Source organism: Rhodocyclus gracilis, from assembly GCF_009617575.1.
Lineage (GTDB): Bacteria > Pseudomonadota > Gammaproteobacteria > Burkholderiales > Rhodocyclaceae > Rhodocyclus > Rhodocyclus gracilis.
Genome location: NZ_WIXJ01000001.1, coordinates 491,540 through 515,838 on the forward strand (window position 1 = coordinate 491,540; position 24,299 = coordinate 515,838).

General features: G+C 66.7%; 15 protein-coding genes. 7 read left to right on the plus strand and 8 right to left on the minus strand.

Translation table 11 applies throughout. The annotated features are described in order from the left end of the window. Positions 1–2: 2 nt before the first annotated feature. The 4 genes from GHK24_RS02230 to GHK24_RS02245 all read left to right on the plus strand — a co-directional run bounded on the left by GHK24_RS02230 (position 3) and on the right by GHK24_RS02245 (position 4,285). A complete protein-coding gene (locus GHK24_RS02230) occupies positions 3–1,148 on the plus strand; it encodes a LysR family transcriptional regulator (protein ID WP_153468269.1) in 1,146 nt (381 codons plus the stop codon). Positions 1,149–1,158: 10 nt separating this feature from the next. Continuing rightward, entirely contained in the window at positions 1,159–1,809 is a 651-nt protein-coding gene (locus GHK24_RS02235) for a winged helix-turn-helix domain-containing protein (RefSeq protein WP_153468272.1), read from the plus strand. Further along, positions 1,806–3,332 carry an ATP-binding protein gene (locus tag GHK24_RS02240; RefSeq protein WP_153468275.1) on the plus strand — a complete coding sequence of 509 codons (1,527 nt, stop codon included), beginning with the start codon at positions 1,806–1,808 and terminating at the stop codon, positions 3,330–3,332. Before GHK24_RS02235 ends, GHK24_RS02240 begins: the two co-directional genes overlap by 4 nt. 158 nt (positions 3,333–3,490) lie before the next feature. Beyond that, the gene (locus GHK24_RS02245; RefSeq protein WP_153468278.1) at positions 3,491–4,285 is read left to right on the plus strand and encodes an EAL domain-containing protein; all 795 of its coding nucleotides are present in this window, start codon (positions 3,491–3,493) and stop codon (positions 4,283–4,285) included. A gap of 99 nt (positions 4,286–4,384) precedes the next feature. Here the strand turns inward: GHK24_RS02245 and GHK24_RS02250 are convergent, their stop codons facing one another. The 6 genes from GHK24_RS02250 to GHK24_RS02275 all read right to left on the minus strand — a co-directional run bounded on the left by GHK24_RS02250 (position 4,385) and on the right by GHK24_RS02275 (position 14,681). Further along, positions 4,385–5,269, minus strand: a complete 885-nt coding sequence (locus tag GHK24_RS02250) for a decaprenyl-phosphate phosphoribosyltransferase (RefSeq protein WP_228384481.1) — start codon at positions 5,267–5,269, stop codon at positions 4,385–4,387. A gap of 9 nt (positions 5,270–5,278) precedes the next feature. Beyond that, positions 5,279–6,847, minus strand: coding sequence for an ArnT family glycosyltransferase (locus GHK24_RS02255; protein WP_153468281.1), 1,569 nt, complete (start codon positions 6,845–6,847; stop codon positions 5,279–5,281). 36 nt (positions 6,848–6,883) lie between these two features. Further along, positions 6,884–7,960: a 3-deoxy-7-phosphoheptulonate synthase AroG gene (gene aroG / locus GHK24_RS02260; protein ID WP_153468284.1), complete on the minus strand. Its 1,077-nt coding sequence runs from the start codon at positions 7,958–7,960 to the stop codon at positions 6,884–6,886. Positions 7,961–8,085: 125 nt separating this feature from the next. After that, positions 8,086–9,534: a metalloprotease TldD gene (gene tldD / locus GHK24_RS02265; RefSeq protein ID WP_153468287.1), complete on the minus strand. Its 1,449-nt coding sequence runs from the start codon at positions 9,532–9,534 to the stop codon at positions 8,086–8,088. Between the two features lie 61 nt (positions 9,535–9,595). Then, on the minus strand, positions 9,596–10,369 hold the full coding sequence (locus GHK24_RS02270; RefSeq protein WP_242569235.1) for a carbon-nitrogen hydrolase family protein: 774 nt from the start codon (positions 10,367–10,369) through the stop codon (positions 9,596–9,598). A 70-nt stretch (positions 10,370–10,439) separates the two neighbouring features. Further along, the gene (locus GHK24_RS02275) at positions 10,440–14,681 is read right to left on the minus strand and encodes a YhdP family protein (RefSeq protein WP_153468293.1); all 4,242 of its coding nucleotides are present in this window, start codon (positions 14,679–14,681) and stop codon (positions 10,440–10,442) included. Positions 14,682–14,858: 177 nt separating this feature from the next. Here GHK24_RS02275 and glnE point away from each other — a divergent pair, with 177 nt between their 5' ends. Continuing rightward, positions 14,859–17,672, plus strand: coding sequence for a bifunctional [glutamate--ammonia ligase]-adenylyl-L-tyrosine phosphorylase/[glutamate--ammonia-ligase] adenylyltransferase (gene glnE / locus GHK24_RS02280; RefSeq protein WP_153468295.1), 2,814 nt, complete (start codon positions 14,859–14,861; stop codon positions 17,670–17,672). Between the two features lie 124 nt (positions 17,673–17,796). Next, on the plus strand, positions 17,797–20,094 hold the full coding sequence (locus tag GHK24_RS02285) for a hypothetical protein (RefSeq protein ID WP_153468298.1): 2,298 nt from the start codon (positions 17,797–17,799) through the stop codon (positions 20,092–20,094). 32 nt (positions 20,095–20,126) lie between these two features. Here the strand turns inward: GHK24_RS02285 and GHK24_RS02290 are convergent, their stop codons facing one another. Both GHK24_RS02290 and GHK24_RS02295 read right to left on the minus strand, forming a co-directional pair. Next, the gene (locus tag GHK24_RS02290; RefSeq protein ID WP_153468301.1) at positions 20,127–21,314 is read right to left on the minus strand and encodes a methionine aminotransferase; all 1,188 of its coding nucleotides are present in this window, start codon (positions 21,312–21,314) and stop codon (positions 20,127–20,129) included. Positions 21,315–21,338: 24 nt separating this feature from the next. Then, positions 21,339–23,003: a methyl-accepting chemotaxis protein gene (locus GHK24_RS02295; protein WP_153468304.1), complete on the minus strand. Its 1,665-nt coding sequence runs from the start codon at positions 23,001–23,003 to the stop codon at positions 21,339–21,341. A 340-nt stretch (positions 23,004–23,343) separates the two neighbouring features. Here GHK24_RS02295 and GHK24_RS02300 point away from each other — a divergent pair, with 340 nt between their 5' ends. Next, entirely contained in the window at positions 23,344–24,249 is a 906-nt protein-coding gene (locus tag GHK24_RS02300; protein WP_153468307.1) for an alpha/beta hydrolase, read from the plus strand. Positions 24,250–24,299 lie beyond the last annotated feature (50 nt).

Here is a 24,299-nt window from a genome sequence, read left to right on the forward strand (position 1 = left end):
CAATGCCCCAAAATCACCCAACCCCAGCCTCTGCAGCGCCCCGCGCCAGCGAAACGCCCGAACAAAGTACCGACGAGGTGTCGCTGCTGAATCATCTGGGCGAAATGGCGGTGTTCGCCCGCGTGCTAGAGGCCGGCAGCTTTTCCGCCGCCGCGCGGCAACTCGCCCTCAGCACCTCAGCGGTCAGCAAGCAGATCGGCCGTCTCGAACACGCGCTTGGCGTTCGTCTCCTGAACCGCAGCACGCGCGCGCTGAGCCTCACCGACGCCGGACGCGCCGTACATACCCACTGCGCGCAACTCGTCGCCGCCGCCAACAGCGCCCGAGACGCCGCCAAGGGCCAGGGTGCTGCTCCCGCCGGGCGTCTGCGCATCAGCGCCCCCATCGCCTACGGCACGCAGCACATCGCCGCCGCGCTGCCAGGCTTTCTCGCCCGGTACCCGCAGATTGAGGTCGAACTCGTGCTGCTCGACCGAGCGGTCGATGCGCAGGCAGAGGGCTTCGATCTGATCATTCAGCACAGCGCGCCAGGCGACGGAAGTCTCGTCAGCCGACCGCTCGCGGCGAGTGAAACCGTCGTCTGCGCCGCTCCTGCCTATCTGGCACAGCGCGACAGGCCCGGCCAGCCGGAAGAGCTTGCCGCGCATAACTGCCTGCGCGAGAGCCACGCTCACAGCGAACTCTGGCGCTTCATACCCCGACACGATGCGGGCAAGACCGACGTCCAGACCATCAGGGTCAGCGGTAACTACCGCGTGAACAGCCACGCAGCGATCGTCGCCGCCGCCCTGGCCGGGATCGGCATCGCCCGTCTGCCACGTCGCTGCGTAGCCGACGAGCTTGCCAAAGGCAGCTTGTGCGAACTGCTGCCCAACTGGCGCACGCCCGACGTGCCGGCCTACGCCGTAGGCCCTGCATTTGAGGCACGCCCCCCGTTCGCCGCCGAGCGCTCCAGCGGCGCCGCCATCCGCGCCTTCATCGAGCACCTGCTGGCTTACGATGCCGCCCAAGCGCAGATCATGGCGGCGGCGACCACCGAAGCGCCAATCGCGCCTGATGTGCCCGGCGCCCCCGGAACACCTGCCGACACGAGCAAGCCCGCGCACGATGGCCGCGCTTTCGTACGCCCGTCCTGGATGGGCTGGTAGGGGCGACGTCATGCGACTGCTCATCGTCGAAGACGACCCTCTCCTTGGCGACGGCATGCAGGCCGGCTTCAGCGTGAACTGGGTACACGACGGACGTGCCGCTGAAGCGGCACTCGCCAGCGAAGGCTACTCGGCACTGGTACTCGACCTCGGCCTGCCCGGCGAGCCGGATGGACTGGCGCTACTGGCGGCGCTACGCCGGCGCGGGGCGGCGCTGCCGACATTGATCGTCACCGCGCGCGACACAGTCGCCGACAAACTCGCCGGACTCGATGGCGGTGCCGACGACTACCTCGTCAAACCTTTTGACCTCGACGAACTGGCGGCGCGCCTGCGCGCGCTGATCCGCCGCAGCCACGGCCGGCCAACGGCGCGCATCGTGCACGGCGAAATGGAGGTCGACGTTGCGGCACGGCAGGCGACGCTGCGTGGAGCGCCCGTCGAACTCTCGGCGCGCGAATTCGCCCTCCTGGAAGCCCTGCTCGAACATCGCGGACGCGTCATGCCGCGCGCCCGCCTCGAAACGCTGATCTACGGCTGGAATGAAGAGCCGGAGAGCAACGCCGTCGAAGTGCACATCCACCATCTGCGCCGCAAACTCGGCAGCACGCTGATCCGCACCGTGCGCGGCGTCGGCTACACCATCGACCCGACGCCATGACTCCAGCAGTGGCGCAACCGCCCCCAACGAACACCACGCCCGCACACACCGCGTCCGGCCAGCACGACGCTGACAGCACGACCGGCCATGCGCGCTTCTCCCTGCGCGGACGGCTGCTGTGGCTGCTGCTGTCGGCGATTGCCGGTCTCTGGCTGCTCATCGCGCTCGCTGTTTTCGTGCGCGCCCATGATGTCGCCGACGAGCTTTTCGACGCGCAAATGCGGCAAATGGCGAGCAGCCTGCTCGATACCAGCGCCGCCGGCCCCGACGCCCTGCCCACTTCGCTCGAAGCGGTGGCGGCAGGGCGCGCACCGGCGCTCGTCTTCCAGCTGTGGCGCCGCAACGTGACGACCGATGGCCGACATGAAGAAGCGCCAACGCTGCTGGTGCACTCGAAGGCCGCCCCCCACACGCCGCTCATCGACGGCGAGGGCTTTCGCGAGCAGCAATGGGGCGGCGAACTCTGGCGCTTCTACAGCCTGCGCGACGCCAGCGGGCGCTACGAAGCGCAGATCGGACAGCAGCACGACGTCCGCTACGCCCTCGCCCGCGCCGCCGCCGGCCGCATGCTGATTCCGTTGCTGGCCGGGTTGCCGCTGCTGGCCTTGGCCATCTGGCTGGCCATCGGCCACGCCCTGCGACCGCTATCGGCGCTCGCCGCCGCCGTCAGCGCCCGCCGTCCGGACCAACTCGACCCCATCCCCGTCAGCGCACCGCCGGCCGAAGTGTCACCGCTGATCGACGCGCTGAATGGCCTCTTCGAGCGCATCCATCGCACCCTCGATAACGAACGCCAGTTCACCGCCAACGCCGCACACGAACTGCGCACGCCGCTGGCCGCCCTGAAAACGCAGGCGCAAGTCGCCCTGCGCGCCGAGAGCGAAGGCGAGCGCCGCGAGAGCCCCGTCCCCGAACGGCGGCATGCCCTTGAACAGGTGATCGCCGGCGTCGACCGGATGACGCGCCTCACCGAACAACTGCTCCTGCTCGCCCGCCTCGACCCCGAACACACAGCGCTGGCGCGGCAACACGTCGACCTCGCCGCCATCGCTGTAGACGTTTGCGCCCTGCTCGACGCCAAAGCGAGAACGCATGCCGTCGAACTCGCCTTCGTCACCGACAGCGACGCCGCGCCACACGCGCCACACGGCGCCAGCATCTTCATCGAGGGCGTTGGCGACCTGCTCGCCGCGCTGCTGCGCAATCTCATCGAGAACGCCATCCAGCACGCTCGCGTCGGCGGCACGGTAGATGTCAGCCTGCGCCAAGACGGCAAAACGATTGAGCTCGACGTCGATGACGACGGCCCCGGCATCCCCGAAGCGCAGCGCGCGCAGGCGCTCGAACGCTTCGAGCGCCTCGGCGAACGCGGCGGTGGCGGCAGCGGACTCGGGCTGTCGATTGCCGCCCGCATCGTCGCCCTGCACGGCGGGCAGCTCGATCTGGCCGAGAGCCCGGCAGGCGGGCTGCGCGCCCGTGTGCGCCTGCCGGTGACGCACGGCACCGCCTGCCCACCCCGCTAGAGCCCCCCTCACCTCCACATGCCCTCGCACCTAGCCAACGCTCCGCACATGCTGCCAACTTCACGCGCCAACGACTGTCCGAGAACAAGACCGCCGCCGCACACCGCCTGATGCACGCACGTTCTATCCACACCCCGCTTTCGCAAGGAACCGCCTTCATGCCCAAGACCACTGCCGCGCCGGACGTCCCGGCCGATGCGCCAATAGACGCCCCCGGCTGCGAGCGTTGCCGGAATCTCGACGCACTCGATTTCGAGTTTTCGTTTGCCTATCAGCCGATCATCGACTTCCACGCGCGCCGCATCTTCGCGCATGAAGCGCTGGTACGCGGCCCGCAAGGCGAATCCGCCGCCTCGGTGCTGGCCAGGGTCAATGACGACAACCGTTATCGCTTCGATCAGGCGTGCCGGGTGAAGGCCGTGCAGGGTGCCGCCGCGTTGGGCATCCAGGAATTCCTCTCCATCAATTTCATGCCGAACGCGGTCTATCAGCCGGAAGCCTGCATCCGCTCGACCTTCGCGGCAGCACAGAAGTACAACTTCCCGAAAGAGCGGATCATCTTCGAGGTACTGGAAGGCGAGAACATTTCCGACCGGCCGCACTTGATTCGTATCTTCGAGGAATACAAGCGATTCGGCTTCCAGACGGCGCTCGACGACTTCGGCGCCGGCTATGCCGGTCTCAACCTGCTGGCGGATTTCCAGCCCGACATCATCAAGATCGACATGGATCTGGTGCGCCACATCGACACCAGCAAACCCAAGCAGGCCATCGTCGAAGGCATCGTGCACATCGGCCGGCAACTCGGTATCCGCATCCTCGCCGAAGGCATTGAGACGCGCGCCGAGCGCGATTTCTTCCTCAGCTGCGGCGTCACCCTGATGCAGGGATATTTTTTCAGCAAGCCGGCCTTCCAGGCCATCGGCAGCATCGACGCCAGCGCCTGGCAGTGAAGTTGGCGCGCTGGCAGCAAGATGTCGGCGCGGCGGGCTGCTCGCCTGTTTTTAGACGTCGCGGCCCGCCCTCGCCATGCCTTGCGCCCCGGTGCCCGCCTACGCGAGCAGCAACAGAACAGCGACGAGCCAGCTGACGAAGGCGCCGGCGAGGTGCCGGTCGCGCAGGAGCGCGGCGGAAGGATCGCCACCGCCGCCCCGCCGATGCAGGAGGAAGAGGTAGCGGAAAACGCCGTACACGACGAAGGGCACGGTGTAGATCAGCTGCGTCGTACCATGCAGCGCCACCGTTTCGGCGCTGACGGTATAGAGGCTGTAGCTGACGATGGCGCCAGCGGCGCAGATGCCTATCATCTGGTCGAGCAAGGCCGGATCGTAGTCGTCGAGCACCTTGCGATGGCTGCCGCCGCGCCCGTCCATGGCGTCGATTTCCGCCCGCCGCTTGGCAAAACCAAGAAAGAGCGTGAGCATCATGCCGCACAGGAAAAGCCAGTGCGAAGGCGCGATGCCAACCCCCAGCGTGCCCGCCAGAATGCGCAGCATGAAGCCGGCCGAGATGATGAAGACATCGAGCACGACGACGTGCTTGAGGCCCATCGAATAACCGACGTTGAGCACGGCATAGCCGACGATGATGCCGGCCGCCGTCAGCGAGACCGAGGCGGCCAGCGCCAGCGCGCCGCCAATGCACACGGCGGCGAGCAAGAGGGCCTGCGTGGCGCTGATGGTGCCGGAGGCGAGCGGGCGATGCCGCTTGTCCGGATGCTCGCGATCGCGCTCGCGATCGGCAAAATCATTGATGACGTAGACCGCCGAGGCCGCCAGCGAAAACGCCGCGGCAACCAGCACGACATCGCGCACCAGCGCCAGATCACCCCAGGCGTGCCCAAACAGGAGGCCAACGAAGACGAACCCGCTCTTCACCCATTGATACGGGCGCAGCAGTTTGAGGTAAGGAGCAAGACCGGTCATGAGAGGAGCCATTCGCCGCGATTATCGTGGTTTTAGCGGCAGCATGCCGCCGGTGTCGTCGGGGAAATAGCGCGTGCAGAACTCACACGGGCTATCCGCCCGGCGCGGCATCCAGGCAGGTGCACGGTAAAAGCGGTCGCGCACACGCGTCAGCACGCCGTCGCGATACGCCGCATAGCGGAAACCTTCCCCGAGCACGAGCGTGTAGCGCACGCCATGAAGATCAATGTGTTGCAGCGCAATACGCTCGAAATACGGCGCGTACTCATCCGCCGCCGGCTCGCTCTTGCGCAGGATCAGCACGCGACCGCCATCGTGCACGCGCCAGTCGGTCAGGAAATCGTCCTGCCGCGCGTGGTAGGAGCCTTCGCCGAACACCGCGAAGGGACGCCGCGCGTGATAGGCCAGCGTCGCCGCCGGCGAATAGCCGTCGGTGGCAAAAAGATAATCGTCCGCCCAGGGTTGCAGGCGAGCGAGCAATTCGTCGGCGCGCACCGTCAGCACAATGCCGTCGTATGCGCTGCTGTTGCGCCAGGTCTCCAGCGGCAGCGTGGAAATGACGCCGATCAAGAGCACATGCGCGACGGCAAACAGTGCCGAGCAGCGCAGCAGACGCGCCACGTTCGCCAGCGGCAGCGCCATCGCGCCGATCGCCGCCAGCAGCGGCGTAAAAGACGCCAGCCAGTGCAAGCCCACCGACTTCTCGAAGGAGAGAAGGAACAGCAGCAACAAAGGCACGCCCGCCAGCCATAGCACCGCGCCAACATCGGCGCGCTGGGCGGCGGCACGCAATGCCGCGCGTTGGCGCCAGAGCGCGATCAGCAGCCAGGGCGTTGCCAGATAGGCGAGGCAGACAAAGTAGAGCGGCGGGTTCTCTGCCTGAAAGCCCGCATCGGCGGTGCGGTTGACGAAATTGAAGAGAACATTGACCCAGCAATGTCCGTTGTTCCACCACAGGTTATAGATCGGCGCCGGCAAGGCAGCGAGAACGAGCACCGCGAAGCCTGCCCAACGGCCCCGGTCGCGGCGCGCGAGCAGGACATGCGCAAGAATGCCGACACCAAGCAGCGCCGCGAAGTATTTACCAAGAAAGGCGCCGCCCAACAGCAGTCCGGCGACGCCTTGCCAGAGCAAGGCACGCGGCAGATTGCGGGCGCGCAAGGCAGCGACGTAAGCGCCAACCGCCAGCACCGAGAAGAGGATCACCGGCGTATCGGTGGTGATCAGGACATTCCAGACCGACGCCGGCTGCAACAAGACCAGCATCGCCGCCAGACGCGCCCGTTCGCTGCCGAGAGGCCGCGCCAGCTGCCAGGCCACCAAGGCGAGGGCGCCGGGCAGCAACACCGCTGGCAGACGCAGAAACCACTCGGCACGCGAGGCCTGAAGGAGCGCCGTCAGCCACCAGCCCACCATGGGCGGATGATCGTAGTACCCGCCTGCCGGATGCTCGCCCCAGAGAACGAAGTAGGCCTCGTCCCCCGTCATCGGCAGGACAGCCGAGAACCAGAAACGAAAGACGAGGAGCGCCAGCACGAGGGCGACACCCAAGGTGCCGCCACGCCAGGCGTTCGCCCACCGGGCGTTCATCGCCACCGCCCCGGAGAGCGCCCGAGCACCCGCGAACTACTCGCCTGCCGCGGCCAGACGACGCTGGCGGACACCCTCGGCGAGGGTTTCCATGACGGCAAGCGAGTCCTCCCAGCCCAGACAGGCGTCAGTCACGCTCTTGCCGGCTTCCAGCACACGGCCCTCGACGAGGTCTTGCCGCCCTTCGATCAGATGCGACTCGACCATGACGCCGATGATGCGCGTATCCCCGCCCGCCAACTGACCGGCCACATCGCCGGCAACGTCGATCTGCCGCTTGTACTGCTTGTTGCTGTTGGCATGCGAGAGGTCGATCATCAAGCGCGCGCCAAGACCGGCCGCCGCAATCTCGCGACAGGCAGCGTCGACGGCCGGCGCATCGAAGTTCGGCTGTTTGCCGCCGCGCAGGATGACATGGCAGTCCTCGTTGCCGGAGGTCGACACAATGGCAGAATGCCCGGCCTTCGTCACCGACAGGAAATGGTGCGGCGACTGCGCGGCGCGGATGGCGTCGATGGCGATGCGTACATTGCCGTCGGTGCCGTTCTTGAAACCGACCGGGCACGACAGGCCGGAGGCCAGCTCGCGGTGCACCTGCGACTCGGTCGTCCGCGCACCGATGGCCCCCCAGGAAATCAGGTCAGCCGTGTACTGCGGCGTGATCGTGTCGAGGAATTCCGTCGCGCACGGCAGGCCCATATCGTTGATGTCGAGCAGCAAGCCACGCGCCAGACGAACGCCCTCGTTGATACGGAACGAGCCGTCAAGGCGCGGATCGTTGATCAGGCCCTTCCAGCCCACGGTCGTGCGCGGCTTCTCGAAATAGACGCGCATCACCACGAGGAGATCATCGGCGAAGCGATCCGCCTCTTTTTTCAGGCGGCGGGCGTACTCGAGCGCGGTCGAAACATCGTGAATCGAACACGGCCCGATCACCGTCAGCAGGCGATCATCGGCGCCCTGCAAAATGCGGTGAATTCCCTGACGCGCGTTGTAGGTCGTCAGAGCGGCATGCGCGCCGACCGGAAACTCGCGGAAAACATGCGCCGGCGGCACCAGTTCCTTGATTTCGCGGATGCGAACGTCGTCAGTATTCGGCTTGCTTTGCAACATCGTGAGAGACCCCGGCCAGTGTCAGCCGCGTATCGCCGGCTGATTTCGGAAAGGGCATGATTCTACGCGAAAGCGCCCGCGCCCGCTCCCACCGGGCAGGCGCGCCGCACCGGCCGCTGGCGCGCTTACGCCGTACCGCCCACCGTCAGGCCGTCGATGCGCAGTGTCGGCTGACCGACGCCGACCGGAACGCTCTGTCCTTCCTTGCCGCAGGTGCCGACGCCCGGATCGAGCGCCAGATCGTTGCCAATGAGCTTCACCTGGCGCATCGCCTCGGCGCCCGAGCCGATCAGCGTCGCTCCCTTGACCGGTACTGTGACGCGCCCGTTCTCGATGAGATAGGCCTCGGACATCGAAAAAACGAACTTGCCGTTGGTGATGTCGACCTGGCCTCCGCCGAAGTTCACCGCGTAAATGCCCTTTTTCACCGAGCGGATGATCTCCTCGGGAGTCTTGTCGCCATTCAACATGCAGGTGTTGGTCATGCGCGGCAGCGGCAGGTGGGCGAAGGACTCACGGCGCCCGTTTCCGGTCGGCGCGACGCCCATCAGGCCGGCGTTGAGGTGATCCTGCAGATAGCCTTGCAGGATGCCGTCCTCGATCAGCACGGTGCGCTGCGTCGGCGAACCTTCGTCATCGATGTTGAGCGACCCGCGCCGCCCGGGGAGCGTGCCGTCGTCAACGACAGTGACGCCCTTGGCGGCAACGCGCTTGCCGACGCGGCCGGAGAATGCGGAACTGCCCTTGCGGTTGAAGTCGCCTTCGAGACCATGACCGACCGCCTCGTGCAGCAGGATACCCGGCCAGCCGGGGCCGAGAACGACCGGCATGGTGCCCGCCGGCGCCGGACGCGCATCGAGGTTGGTCAATGCCTGATGCACCGCCGCCTGCGCGTAGTGTTGCAGCAACTCGTCGGTAAAGAGCGCGTAGTCGGCGCGCCCGCCACCGCCCGCCGAACCTTGCTCACGACGGCCGCCATCCTCGACGATGACGGTGATCGAGACGCGTACCAGAGGCCGTACGTCAGCGGCCAGCCGGCCACCGCTGCCGGCGATCAGCACCACCTCGTACTCACCGGCAACGTGCGCCATCACCTGCGCCACGCGCGGGTCGGCGGCGCGCGCCAGCGCTTCCAGTCGTTCGAGCAGGCGCACCTTGCTTGCCGCATCGAGCGAGGCGAGCGGGTCGAGCGGCGCATACAGGCGGTGGCCGGGCGATTTCTTCATGGCCGGCACGCGGCGATTTTCGCCCGCCGCCGCAATCGCCCGCACCGCGTGTGCCGCGTCACCCAAAGCCGCCAGACTGATGTCGTCGGAGTAGGCAAACGCTGTTTTTTCACCCGCCAGTGCGCGAACACCCACCCCCTGATCGATGGAAAAGCTGCCCGCCTTGACGATGCCTTCCTCGAGGCTCCAGGCCTCGGATCGGCTGTACTGGAAGTAAAGATCGGCGTAATCGACCTGTCGCGTCATAATCTCGCCGAAGAGGCGCGACAGATCGCGGGGATCGAGGCCATGCGCCGTCAGGAGCGTCGCTTTGGCTTGGGTGAGCAGTGTTTCGTGGTGTGCGGTCATGAGGGGCAGTGAGAAGTATCGGTAACAAGGGCCGGAGAAGGGCCGGAAGCGGCCGGGCGAATCACATGACGCGATGCGCCAGCGCCGGCAGACTGGCGCGGATTTCGGCGATACGCGCCGGATCGAAGCGACCGAGAACGACGCCGGCGCCTTTGAGTTTACGGTCGAGGACGATCCCCCAGGGATCGATCAGCATGCTGTCACCGTGCGTTTCGCGGCCGTTTTCGTGGCGGCCGCCCTGCGCACTGGCGACCAGATAGCACTGGTTTTCGATGGCGCGGGCACGCAGGAGGATTTCCCAGTGCGCCTGCCCCGTCGTTTCGGTGAAGGCCGCCGGCAAAGCCAGCAAATCTACGACACCAAGCGCGCGGTAAAGCTCCGGAAAACGCAGGTCGTAACAAATGGACAGGCCCACCCGCCCGAACGGCGTGTCGAAGGCGACCGGGCGCGTACCGGCTTCGATGGTCGCACTTTCGTTGTAACGCTCGGTGCCCTTCTCGAAACCGAAGAGGTGCACCTTGTCGTAGCGGGCGACGCGTGCGCCATCCGGTGCGTAGGCGACACTTGAGTTGAGCACCTTGGCCGGATCGTTGCCGGCGAGGGGAATCGAGCCGCCAATCAGCCAGATGCCGTGCCGCGCCGCTTCTTCGGCGAGAAAGGACTGGATCGGCCCGTTGCCGTCGGCTTCGCGCACGCGCAGCTTGTCGCCCTCATTCATGCCCATGATGGCGAAATACTCGGGCAGCACGACGAGTTCGGCGCCCTGCGCTGCCGCATCGGCGACAAGGCGCCCGGCGGTGGCGAGGTTATCGGCAACGCGCGGCGCCGAGATCATCTGCACGGCGGCGACCAGCGCCGCGCGATGGCCGCGTACCGGGGCATCGGCGGGGGGCAAAGACTGAGGCTTAGCGGGAGTCACGAGAGTCTCCTGGCGAGGGGGTGGCGGTATCCGGCACGCGCAGCGTTGGCGCATCGGTGCTCGCGGCGCGCGAGAGCTTTTCGACCTTCGGATCGTCCCACGTTCCGGTGACGAGATAGTCGAAACCAAAGAGATGGTTGAGCGGGTTTTGCAGAATCTTGTGCGCGAACAGAGTGGCAACGCCCGCCACCGGATTGAGCAGGGCGACGCCAAGCGCCGCCGTGCCGCCGAGTTCGGGCTGCACGGTCACACTCAGGCGCTGCGTCTCGCGCGCGAGGTCGGTATCGCCGCGCATGACGACGCGTGCCGCCGGGCCGTCGATCTGCAAACGGTCGGAATGCATGATGCCACCCTGCATGCTGAGCTTGCCAGCCATGCTGTCGAAGGCGAATCCGTCGCTGAAAATATCGCGGAAATCGAGCGTCACCCGGCGCGGCAGGGATTGCAGGCTGATCAGACCGATCAGCTTGCCGGCGCCGGGATCGACCTTGACGAACTGCCCCTTGGCCGCATCGAGCTTCATCTCGCCGCTGAGTGTCGCAAAATCGAGGCCGCTCGGCGGCCCGACCCAGGCGACGGAGCCGTCGAGCTGCGCCGTCCCGCCACGTACGGTGCCCGGATAACCGAGCCGTTCGAGCAGTTTGCCGATATCGCTGGCGGCCAGCTTGAAATCCAGCGAAGTCCGGTTGCCGGCGGCGAATTGCCACTGGCCGCTGGCGCTGAGCGTGCCGGCGGGATTGCTCAGGCGGATGCGATCCAGCCGCCAGACACGCCCTTCGTTGCGGGCGGCCAGTTCGAGGCGACCGAAATGCCGCGCGCCGACCGAAAACTCGTCGGCGATGACGTCGAGCGCCGGTAATTCGTCCACGCTGTCGACAACCTCTGGCGGCACATCGCCCCCCGCGCCAAGCGATTCGATGGCGAGCTGCTTGAGGCGCGCCGAGAGCTTGCCCTTACCGCTGCCATCCCATTGCAGATCGCCAAGCACCTGCCGCGATCCGAGATGCATCAGCCACTGCGCGCCCTGCGCCGTTGCCGTGAGATCAACATCGTTAAAGCGCCGCCCGAAGAGGCGCATCTCGCCGCTACGCAAGGAAGCGCTGGTGAAAGCGGACGGTGCGCTATCGGCACTGCCGGCGTTGCTGGCATTCGCTGCGTTGGCCGTCTTGCCCTTGCCCGAACTGAAGAGGTGTCGCCAGAGGTCGGCGTCGAACTGACGGGCGGTCACATTGAGGGCCAGACCGCGATCCGGCAGACGCAACGGCCGGCCAATTGCGATGGCGCCGCGCTCGACCACATAGTCGTCAGCCGGACGGCGGCGAATGATCTGCCCGCTGAGCAGCGCGCCTGCCGGCGTTGCGCTGGAACTACCGGCAACGCCGCCGAGCGAGAAACGCAGCTGATCGCGTGGAATCGGTTGCGCCGCCGCACCGCGCGCGCCGCGTGCCGGCGGCTGCGGCATCAGCGAGGCCTTTTCAAAGCGCAGCAGCAGATTGTCGTTGGCGCTCTTGTTGAAGGGCTCGGGCAGCGTCGAACTCAAGCCATTCAGGTTCGACTCGATCGTCAAATCCGCCGCGCGCTTGCGCACCCGCACTTCGCCGCGATAGGCGAAATTGCCCGAGAGGCGATCAAATAAGGGCGAATCGAACTGCCGCCGCAGCTGCCCGGCATTGATCGAGCCAGAAGCGTCCACCAGCACGCGCCCGTCAGACTGCGTCCCGCCCTTGATCTGCAACGGCCCGCCCAGAAGGGTGCCGCTGATTTCCGGCGTCGACAGGGCCTTTTCGCTGAAATGCAGCACGCCGTTGACCTGACGCAGCGGCGGCAACGCGGGTTCGATCGTCACCTCGTTGTTGACGAGGCGGAACGCCCCTTCCAGGCGCGCCTCGTTCATCAGCGCCAGATCGAGCGGCAGTTTCAGCGACAGATCGAGGACGCCCTCACCCGACGCGCGCATGTCGTCGGTGAAGTGGTCGATCTTCTCGGCGACCGGGCTCTGATCGATGAATTTGAGGAATTCGCTGGTCGGCCCTTCTGCCCGGCCGTTAACCTTGAGCATCGTCACCGTCGCGTCGAAATCGGGAATTTCCGCATGCGTCGCTTTCAGGTGGGCGCCGAGAATCGACGCCCGCTCGACGTCGACGCTCATGCCCGGCCCCTCGAAACGCAGAACGCCGTCAATGCCGGTGATCTGCGGCCAGCCCGGAGCGTAGTGCAGCGTCACATCGTGGGCGCGCGCCGTGACGAGAAAGCGCCCCTGCGTCGGATCGACGAAGGGGAAATGCGCCAGATCGCCCTTCAGCGTCAGCTGTACGTCGCTGGCCGTGCCGGCGAGCAAGGCACTATGCAGCCACTGGCGCGCCTCGACGTTGACCGCGTGCGGCATGAAACGCCAGACGGCGCGACCATCGGCGCGGCTCAGACTGCCGGTCAGATCGATGCTGCCCGGCCCCTCGCCGGTATAGCGATAGCTGCCTTGTGCACTGCCGGCGGCGTCGGCACTGGCAAAATCCGCCCGCGTCAGTTGCGCCTCCAGCACGCCGTCGCGAATCGTCCATTTCGCCTCGGCATTCAGCGAGTCGAGCGCTTGCAGCGGCTCGGGGAAAACGCTCGGCACGTCGAGGGAAACCTTCTGCGTACGCAAACTGGCACTACCGCCTTTTTGCGTCAGATCAACGCTGCCCGCGAGGCCGCTGAAGCCCGGCATATAGCCCTGCGCGGCGAGCGCCAGCGCCTCGAAGCGCGCCTTCAGTGCGTATTCCTTGAGCGACTCGGCATCGCCCTGCCAGGAGGCGCGCAAATCGCTGACCCGCCCCTGCGGCGCATACTCGGCGAGCCACTGGCGGGTGCGCGCGTCGAGCGGCAGATAGGCAGCCAAAGCTCTCAGGGCCGAAAGATCGATCCGGTTGGCGCGAATGCTGCCGCTCACCGCGCCCTGCTCGCCGGGCTGCCAATCCACATGGAAATCGGTCGGCGGCAGGGTGACTGCCGGAACGCTCGTAGCGACGGCCGGGAGGTGGGAAGTGACCGAGGAATGGGCGGCGGCTTGCGGCGAAGCGGCCGGCGGCGTGGCCACTTTAGCCGCTTTGGCCGGCGCCTCAGGGGTGTGCGTCGCCGTGCTGGCCGGCGTGCTGGCCGGCGTGCTGGCCACCGCCTGGCTCGCCGTCTCCGGCGCGGCCACGTCAGCTTCCGCGCGCGCCTGAGCCGTCGCCAGCGCGACCTGCGTGCCGTCGACCGTAAAACCGTGCTCGCTCAAGGCGACGGCGAGGCGCCCCTGCATCCGTTCGAGTTCGAGTTCGGGCAGACGCGGTGTCAGGCGCAGGCGGACGTCGCGCAAGGCGAGGTCGGCAGTGACGACACGCGGCTTCCCATCGGCCACATCGACCCAGGCACGCACGGCACCACGCCCTTGCGGCAGAGTCACCGGGTAATCGATCCACCGTCGCCACACCGCGAGATCGGCGTAATCGATCTCGCCATACAACTGGCCTCGCCAGGCGTCGGGATGATCAAAACTGCGCCCGCGCAGATCGCCGCGCAGATCGATCTTGGCGGCCAGCTCCGGCGACGGCAGCGCCGTCACACCAAAGCGGTGGCGGCTACCGAAATTATCGAGGCCAAAATTCACGTCCTCCAGCACCAGCGCCGGCGCGGCACGCAGCGCATCCTCCCAGATGATGGTGGCGCCGCGCACGCGGATATGCCGCTGATCGAGAATCCAGTCCGCCGCACCGCTGCCCGTGGGCGAGCGCGCCAGCGGGATGCCGGCGACGTAAATCTGTCCATCGGCATCGCGCCGCAGATTGAGCGTCGGCTCGTCAATGGCGAGCAGGCGCAGCTTCAACTGGAAGGTCGTCGCCGTCCACCAGGACAGCACCGTCTGCACGCGCGAAAAAACCAGCGCTGGCCGGCCTTCGGCATCGGCGATGCGAACGTCGATCAGGGCGAGGTCGGGATTCACCCCCTGCCAGCGCGCCTCGATGCGACCGATACTGACGGAGAGGCCAAGCCCCTCGCTCGCCATGCGCTCGATATCGCCCCGGTAATGCTCGATATTGGGCAGCACGCTGTAGCGCAACACCAGCACCGCCGCGACAAACAAAAACCAGAGTACGGTGGCAGCGACGAGCAAAACGCGGCCGAGACGACGCACCGCCGGCTGCGCCAGAAAAGGCCAGAGACGGTGAAAGCGGTGGTAAAGCGCCTGACGCAGTGGATGAACGGCCATCAGACGGCGCCGTCAGCGGCGGGCTTTTGCCAAAATTTGCGGGGCGTCACTAGAATGGCGGGCAGAAAGCCGGAAGAAGAAGCCGTAAAGCCCCGATTGTAAAGCATCGGCTCCGTAGGCCGCAGCGCCGTGTCGACGGTGGCTCGCCGGCAACGGTGGCCAGCCACCGAGAACCTGATGACCGACGCCCTTTCGCCTCACTCCCCCCCCTCGCCCTCGCCGCTTTCTTCCGTCGCCCCGGATTCCCCCCCCGCGAGCCACGGCGGCCTCACCGGCGACGAGGCGCCCGACTGGGGCCACGCTCTGGCGCTCAGCCGCTGGCTGCGGCAACTGCTCGCCGGGCATCCCGAGATCGGCGACTGGCTGCACACGCATGCCGGCGCCCCCGTCAGCGAATCCCTGATGCTCGCCAACCTGGCGGCGGCCGCCGACGGCGACGAGAGCGCCCAGCAGCATGCGCTGCGCGTGCTGCGGCAGCGCGTCATGGCAACCCTCGCCGTCCGCGATCTCGCCGGTGTCGCCCCCCTCAGCGAAGTGATGGAGACGATGACGCTCCTCGCCGAAGTGACGGTCAACTTCGCCCTCGCTCACGCGCACCGCGCGCTGGTGCAGCGCTTTGGCGAACCGCTCGATAGCAACGGAGTCGCGCAGCGCCTGCTCGTCATCGGCATGGGCAAACTCGGTGGCCGCGAGCTGAACGTTTCGTCCGACGTCGACTTCATTTTTGTCTATCCCGAAGAAGGCCACACCGCCGGCCGCGCCGACGGCAGCGGCGTGATCGATGCTTACGATTTCTTCAACCGTCTGGGCAAGCGCCTGATTGCCGCGCTCGGCGAGATCACTGCCGATGGTCAGGTGTTCCGCGTTGACATGCGTTTGCGGCCGAACGGCGACTCCGGCCCGCTGGTCTGCTCGCTCGACGCGCTGGAGAACTACTTCGTCACGCAAGGGCGCGAATGGGAACGCTACGCGTGGATCAAGGCGCGCGTCCTCAATGCGGGCGACAACCTGCAAGCCGAGTGGGTACTCGCGCTCGAGCACATCGCCCGCCCCTTCATCTACCGCAAATACCTCGATTTCGGCGCCATCAACGCGATGCGCGACCTGCACGCGCAGATTCGCCGCGAAGTGGCGCGCCGCGACATGGCCGACCACATCAAGCTCGGCCCCGGCGGCATCCGTGAAATCGAATTCATCGCGCAAGCCTTCCAGCTGATTCGCGGTGGCCGCGATTCCGGGCTGCGCATCCGGCCGACGCTGGCAACCCTCGCCGCACTGGCGCAGCGGCGCCAGCTGCCGGAAGCCGGCGAGCGTGAGCTGGCGCTCGCCTACGACTTCCTGCGCCGCCTCGAACACCGCCTGCAATACGTCGACGACGCGCAGACCCACCGCCTGCCGGCAGGCGAAGAAGAGCGCGCACAGATCGCGCTCGCCATGCATTACCCCGACTGGAATGCGCTCGTTGTCGACCTCGACGCCCACCGCGCACGCGTTGCCCATCACTTCGAACTGGTTTTCTCCGAGCCGGCTGAAGCCGCGCACGCCCTGACCGGCCTCTGGCAGGGCCACTGCGACAGCGAGACGGCGCTGGACTGCCTCGCCGGACTCGGCTTTCGCGATCCCAAAGGGGCGGGGGAACGCCTCCAGCAGTTCCGCGCCAGCGGCCGCTACCAGCAACTGCCGGCGAGCAACCGCGAACGCCTCGATGCCCTTGGCCCGCGCCTTCTGGCGGCTGCCGCGGCGACGCGTGCGCCCGACGCCACCTGGCGGCGCGGTCTCGACTTTCTGGAAACCATCAGCGGGCGAGGCGCCTACCTCGCCCTGCTGCAACAGTATCCGCAAGCCCTGCAAAAGGTGGGCGAACTCGTCGGCAGTTCATCGTGGGCTGCCGAGTACCTCACCCGCCACCCGATCCTGCTCGACGAACTGCTGGACTCGCGCCTCTACGAACTGGCGACCGACTGGGATGGATTTCGCAGCGAACTCGCCGCCCGCCTTGCAGAAAACCGGGGCGACACCGAACGCGAAATGGATCTCCTGCGCGAACTGCACCACGCGCAGGTCTTCCGCCTGCTGACGCAGGATCTCGCCGGCCTGCAAAGCGTCGCGCGCATCTCCGACCACCTCTCGCAACTGGCCGACATCCTCCTGCAAACGACGCTGGATCTGTGCTGGAGCAAGCTGACGCGCCGCCACCGCGAGCAGCCGAAGTTTGCCGTCATCGGCTTTGGCAAACTCGGCGGCAAGGAGCTGGGGTACGGTTCCGACCTCGACATCGTTTTCATCCACGACGACGACGATCAGGAAGCCGGCGCCATTTACTCGCGGCTGGCGCAACGCATGATCAGCTGGCTGTCGAGCCGCACGCCGGCGGGCATCCTCTTCGAGACCGACCTGCGCCTGCGGCCGAACGGCGACGCCGGCCTCATGGTCAGCCCGCTCGCCGCCCTGCACGACTACGAGCGCGACCACGCGTGGGTGTGGGAGCATCAGGCACTGACGCGCGCCCGCTTCTGCGCCGGCGACGCCGAGCTTGGCGAACGTTTCGAGGCCATGCGTATCGATATCCTCCGTCAGCCGCGCGAGCACGACACGCTGCGCCGCGAAGTCCTCGCCATGCGCCAGCGCATGCTCGACGCGCACGCTTCCGGCAGCGACATCGAGTTCGATATCAAGCAAGACCCCGGCGGCATCATCGACGTCGAGTTCATCGTCCAGTACCTGATCCTCGGTCACGCCCACGCGCACGCCGACCTGTGCCGTAACATCGGCAACATCGCGCTGCTGCGCCTTGCCGCCGAGCTTGGTCTGATCTCGCCCACACTCGCCGAGGCGGTGCGCGAAGCCTACCGCCACTACCGTCGTCTGCAACACGCCAAGCGCCTCGATGGCGTGCCGGCAGCGCGCGTCGAACGCGCCGCCATGCGCGCCGACATCGACGCCGTGCGCGCCCTGTGGCGCGAAGTGTTCGACGATGTTGGCGAGGACTGAACGACGCGCCATTTTTCCGTCCCCATTCGTCACAGTTTCTTCGTCCACTCGCCAACTCGTCGCCCGACCTTCGTCCGCTCACCCCTTTCGCCACGCCGCGCGCGCCCTTTTGAGAAAGGCCCGTATGTCCGCCCCCGCGATCCCGGAACACTCCGCACAGCCCAGCCAGGCCAACCGCGCGCCGCACCCCTGGCGCTTTTTCCGCATCGGCGGCTTCGATCAGGTGCGGCTCGACAGCGCCGCCGACCTGCTGGCGCTCGACGCGCTCGACCAGAAACTCTGGGTGGCCCTCGCCTGCCCGACCGCCGGCCTTGAATTCGACCCGACAACGCTCGCCCTGCTCGACGCCGACCGCGACGGTCGCATCCGCGCGCCCGACCTCATCGCCGCCTTGCAGTGGACGGCCCGGCACCTCCACGACGCCGAACTCCTCGCCCGTGGCACGCACCCTCTGCCACTGGCCGCATTGGCGCGTGACGAAGGCGCCGCGTCGGCCGACGCGCCTGCGGGCGGGCATCTGCTGGCCGCCGCCCGCGCCCTGCTGATCCGCCTCGGACGCGATGCCAACGCCCCGGACGCGTCGATCACGGCGGACGACGCCGCCGCTGCCGACGCCCTTTTTGCCAGCGATCCCTTCAACGGCGACGGCGTCATCACCGGCGCCGCCGCCAGCACCCCGCGCGTGGCACAACGGATCGACGACATCCTCACCCTCACCGGCAGCGCGCCGGATCGCAGCGGACAGCCCGGCATCACGCAGGCGCACGTCGACGATTTCTTTGCCGCCGCACGCGCCCTGGCCGATTGGCAAAACGCCCCCAGCCGCACGCCGGGGCTCTTGCCGCTCGGCGCCGATAGTTTGGATAAAACCGGCAGCAGCAACGCCGCAGCCGCGAGCGCCTTAGCCGCCGTGCGCGCCAAGATCGACGACTATTTCACGCGCTGCCGTCTGGCGGCCTTCGATGCGCGGGCGACGACGGCACTCAATGGTTCCGACGCCGACTTCCTCGCCTTGGGCGCGCGCCTCCTCGCCAATGCCGACGCCGATGCCGCCGCATTGCCGCTGGCGCGCGTCGAGGCCGACCGCCCCTTGCCGCTGACACACGGCGTTAATCCCGCCTGGGCCGGCGCCCTGCAGGACTTTGTCGAGCGCGTGCTGACGCCGCTCGCGGAGTCCGCGAGCACAACCGCCACGACGACGCTCACCGAGGAGGACTGGTGCCACGTCTGCGGACGCTTTGCCGCCTATCTCGACTGGCAAGCCAGCAAACCGGCGACACCGCTGAGCGATGCCATCGCCGCACGGTTCACCGCGCCGGAACTCGCCGATCTGCTGGCGAGCGACGACGAAGCGGCGCTCAGCGCACTGATTGCCGCCGACGCGGCCCGCGCCGACGAGGCCGCCGCGCTGGCTGACGTGCAGCGGCTCGTCCTGTACGTGCGCGATCTCGCCCACCTGGCGGACAACTTCGTTGCTTTCCGAGGTTTTTACACCGGCCGCGAGCCGGCGATCTTTCAGAGCGGTACGCTGTATCTGGACGGACGCAGCTGCAACCTGTGCATCCCTGCGCTCGACCCGGCGCGACACGCGGCACTGGCGGCGCAATCGGGGATATTCCTCGCCTACTGCGACTGCGTGCGCGGCAACGAAAAGCGCTCGATTGCCGCCGCCTTCACGGCGGGCGACTCCGATCAGCTGACGGTCGGCCGCAACGGCGTCTTCTACGACCGGCAGGGCCGCGACTGGGATGCGACGATCACGCGCATCGTCGATAACCCGATCAGCCTGCGCCAGGCTTTCTGGTCGCCCTACAAAAAGCTCGCGCGCCTCATCGGCGAACAATTGCAGAAGGTCGCCGCCGCGCGTGCCAAGGCGGTCGACGATAGCGCTGCGGCGCACGTCCTCGGCCTGCCGGGCAACCTCGTTCCCGCCGGTCTGCCGCCGACAACGCCCGCCGCGGCCAGCGCGGTACCACCGCCGGCCAAGCCCGCTGCCTTCGACGCCGGGCGCTTCGCCGGCATCTTCGCCGCCATTGGTCTGGCCATCGGTGCGATTGGCGCGGCGCTGGCGTCGCTCGTCACCGGTTTTCTCGGGCTGCCCTGGTGGCAGATGCCAATTGCCTTGGCCGGCCTCTTGCTGATCGTTTCGGGGCCAGCAGTGGCGCTCGCGGCCTTCCGTCTGCGCAACCGCAATCTGGCGCCGCTACTCGACGCCAACGGCTGGGCGGTGAATGCCCGCGCGCGCATCAACATCCCCTTCGGCACTTCGCTCACGCACGTCGCCAAGCTGCCGGCCGGCGCCGAGCGTTCGCTCAGCGATCCGTATGCCGAAAAGAAAAGCCCGTGGGGCTTTTACGCCTTCCTGCTGATCGCGGCGGCGCTGCTGGCGGTGGTCGCCGTGCGGCTGTTCGGCGGCCACTGAAGGCAGCGGCCGGCCGGCGAACAGCTGCCCGCCTAGAGACGGCGCAAGCGTTCGCCGGCGGCGGCGAGGGTCGTTTCCTGCTTGGCGAAGCAGAAGCGGACAAGGCGCGCGGCGCGTGCCGCCTCGACGCGTTCGCCGCCGTAAAACGCCGAGAGGGGAATCGCCGCCACCCCCGCCTCACGCGTCAGCCACAACGCAAACTCGTCGTCGGGCAGATCGGAGATGGCGTCGTAGCGCGCCAGCTGGAAGTAGCTGCCGCGGCAGGGCAGCAGTTCGAAGCGCGAATCGGCCAGTTGGGCGCGGAAAAAGTCACGCTTTTCGGTGTAGAACGCGGCCAGTTCGAGATGCCGCCGCGCCTCCCGCATGTAATCGGCAATCGCCAGCTGGCACGGCGTATTGACGGTAAAAACGTTGAACTGGTGCATCTTGCGAAAATCCCGCGTCAGGGCTGCCGGCGCCATGACATAGCCGATCTTCCAGCCGGTGATGTGGTAGGTCTTGCCAAAAGACGAGACGACGATGCTGCGCGCCGCCAGCGCCGGATGCGCCACCACGCTGAGATGGCGCGCACCGTCATAGACCATGTGCTCGTACACCTCATCGGAGAGGACGACGATGCCGGTGCCGTGTACGAGCGCGGCGAGCGCATCGAGATCGTCGGCACCGAGCAATGCGCCGGTCGGATTGTGCGGCGAGTTGATGATGATCATGCGCGTGCGGGGCGTGATCAGCGCCGCCACCTGCGGCCAGTCCGGGCGAAAGTCCGGCACGGCGAGCTGCGCATGAACGACCCGCCCGCCGACCGTCTCGATGGCGGGCGCGTAGCTGTCGTAGACCGGCTCGAAGACGATGACCTCGTCGCCGGGCCCGACGAAGGCCGCGATGGCGGTAAAGATCGCCTGCGTCGCCCCCGCCGTGACGGTGATTTCGCTGTCGGCGTCGACTGTCGTGGCGTACAACGCCGCCACCTTGTCGGCGATGGCGCGGCGCAACTCGGCGGTGCCGATCATCGGCGGATACTGGTTACGCCCGGCGAGCATGGCGCGATGCGCGGCGTCGAAAAGGGCCGGTTCAGCCTGAAAGTCAGGAAAACCCTGCGACAGATTGATGGCACCGCACTCGTTCGCCAGAGCGGACATGACGGTAAAGATGGTCGTCCCGATGGCGGACAGGTGCGGGCGCGAGGCAATGACCGGCGCTTCGGATACAGGGGCATTCATGGGGCAAGACGCTTTCGTGCAGACTCAGTGGGTTGCCGGCTCGACGCGGAACCCGGCAATGGATTGGCTCAGATCGGTCGCCGCGTCGCGCAACTGCCCGGCGGACTCGCTCATGTGGCGGGAAGCGCCGGTCGTTTCTTCGGCCGAGGTGGAAATGCGCTCCATGTTAACCGCGATATCGGTGCTCGCCGTCTTTTGTTCCTTCACCGACCAGGCAATGTCCTCGACCCCCTTGCTTGCCGATTCCACGGACTGCCGCGCCTGATTGAGGGTGGTTTCGACCTCGCTGGCGAGGCCGGCGCTGACCTCAATGGATTTCAACCCGGCCTCGACGGCGGCGTGTACCTGATCGGTCTTCTGGATGATCGACTGCGCCACCTCGTCGATGCCGGCCGCTGAATGGCCCGACTTCTCGGCGAGCTTGCGTACCTCGTCGGCGACCACGGCGAATCCGCGGCCCTGCTCGCCGGCGCGCGCCGCTTCAATGGCCGCATTGAGAGCCAGCAGGTTGGTCTGATCGGCAATCTCGCGCACTTCCTGCGTCATGCCGGTAATGGCGCTCGTGCTGCGCACGAATTCATCGACAGCCGCGGCAATCGCTGACACCGTCGTCTCGATGCGGCGAATTTCGGCGACCAGCTCCGTCACCTTGCGATTGCCTTCGTTGGTGTTGTCGACGCTCTCGCCGGATTGCTGGCGTACGTCCTCCGCCGTGTCGGCGACCGTCGCAATCGCCACCGTCAGTTCTTCGACCGAGGCGGCATTGCTCGATACCAGACGCGCCTGCTCATCGGCCGTCGAGTGCAACAACTCGGCCGTCGTCGCCATGTCGGTCGCCGCACGATTCACCGACTGCACCGACGTCGCCACCTGCGCGACCAGCGTCTGCATCTTGCCGATCATGGCGTTGAACGCCTGCGCCATCTTGCCGACCTCGTCGCGCTGATCGGCCTTGGCGCGATGCGTCAGATCGCTGCTGGCGGCGATCAACTCCATCACGTCTTCGAGATGCTTGATCGGACCGGTGATCGAGCGGATGACGACAGCAGCCAGAACGATCAGCAGCAGCACCGCCGCCGAAACGAAGATCGCCAGCCAGCGACGCACGCCGTCGTACAAAGCCTGCGCCTCTTCTTCCTCGCGCCCCTCGCTGGCCGTCGCGACACGCTGAATATCGCTGACGAGACCGTCAATCATCTCCGTCGGCTTGCGGTCGATCCCCTTGACCTGCTTGTCGACCACGGCCGCCGGATCGCTGGTGTTGCGGTCGTAGGATTTCAGCGCCTCACGATACATCGGCCCGAGCTTGCGAAATTCGGCAATCGTCTCGGAAACCTTTACCTGATCGGCAATCCCCAGTTCGTCGACCAGATTCTTCAGCGTATTCAAACGCTCGGCGACCGCTTTTTCTTCCTTGTCGAAACCGGCGAGGTATTTATCGTAATTCGCCGGGTCCTTGCCGCGCAGGAGAATGTTTTTCCATTCCTGCACCTGAATCTTGAAATTAACCTGCGCCGCCCGCGCGCCGTCGACCGCCGCGAGAAGCTTCTGGTGCGTGTTGATCGTCGCCTCGATTTCGGCATTCAGCCGACTCGCCTGCCATACCGAAAAGACACCGACCAGCAGCAGAGCCAGCACCGAAACAAACACCAGAATCAATAGCTTGGTGCGAATCGCCAAATCTTTCATACCCGTTTCCTCGAAAAGGTGACGCCCATCTCATGCCGATCCGGAATACACGCCAGAGACCCGACACCAGACGCGGTCGCGCCGTGTGCAGCCATCGGCACATCTTTTCTAGAATATCGCGGAACCACGCCATGCGTAGAGTAAAGACAGGCGCCATAGCTCGCACGTTCCTGATTAACGAAAACATCACACAGGGCACCAAACGCGTGCCGACAGAGTCAGCGTCAACAGCGGTGCCATCCCCTCGGCGGCGGCGGATTTTCTCTCCGCATCCCTTCGACTTACGGCGCCCCCCACCTTTACCCGCCCCCCCTGTTTTCCACGTCCCCTCGGAGACAGCATGCACCTCGCCCCGCTCGCCCACCGCCCGCTCTCCCGGCACCTGTTCGCCAAGCATCTGTTCGCCCATGTCCTGTTCTGTCTGAGTCTGGCGCTTGGCAGCTCACTGGCGCACGCGCAGACCGTCCCGTCGCATGCCGAAGGGCTACACGAAGAGTTGATCAGCGTCGATCTCGGCGATGGTCGCCAGCAGCAAGGCGTCCTCTCCTTACGCGCGGGTAGCCAGGCGCCAACACGGCTCGCCGTTCTGCTCCCCGGCTCGCCGTCGGTCGTTCGCCCGGTGGTTGCCGACGGCGTCATGCAAAGCTCGCGTCTGACCGGCAATTTCCTGATCCGCGCCCGCCGCCATCTCGTCGATGCCGGACTCGCCACACTGATCGTCGATTGCCACTCGGCCAGCGGCGACGAATGCAGCAGCGGCTATCAGGCCAGTCGCGAGCGCTGGCGCGATGTCGAACCGCTGATCGCCGCCGTGCGTCGCCAGCAGCCGGAGATTTGCGAGGTCTGGCTCGTTGGCACCAGCAAAGGAACGATCTCGTCGTCCTTCATGGCGCTGTACGGCGGCAATGCCGTGGCCGGCGCCATCCACACCGCGACCATCAGCGAACCGTGGGCCAAAAACTCGTACCGCGAACTCGCCGGATTCGACTACCGCGCGCCGACGAGCCCGCAGTTTTTCATCCACCACCGCGACGACCCGTGCCCGCTGACGAGCTACGCCGGCATCAGGAAAATCGCCGAACGCTTCCAGAAACCCTTGCTCACCGTCACCGGCGGCAGCGACTTTCAAGGCCCGCTCTGCGCCGCGCAGACAGAACATGGCTTCAAGGGGCGCGAGCCGGAAGTCATGGCAGCCATCCGCAGCATCATCGTCACCGGCCACGCCGAGCGTCTCGACATCCCCTGAGCCGCTCCGCCGCAGTGACGACGCAGCGAGCACCGCTGGTAGAATGCCGG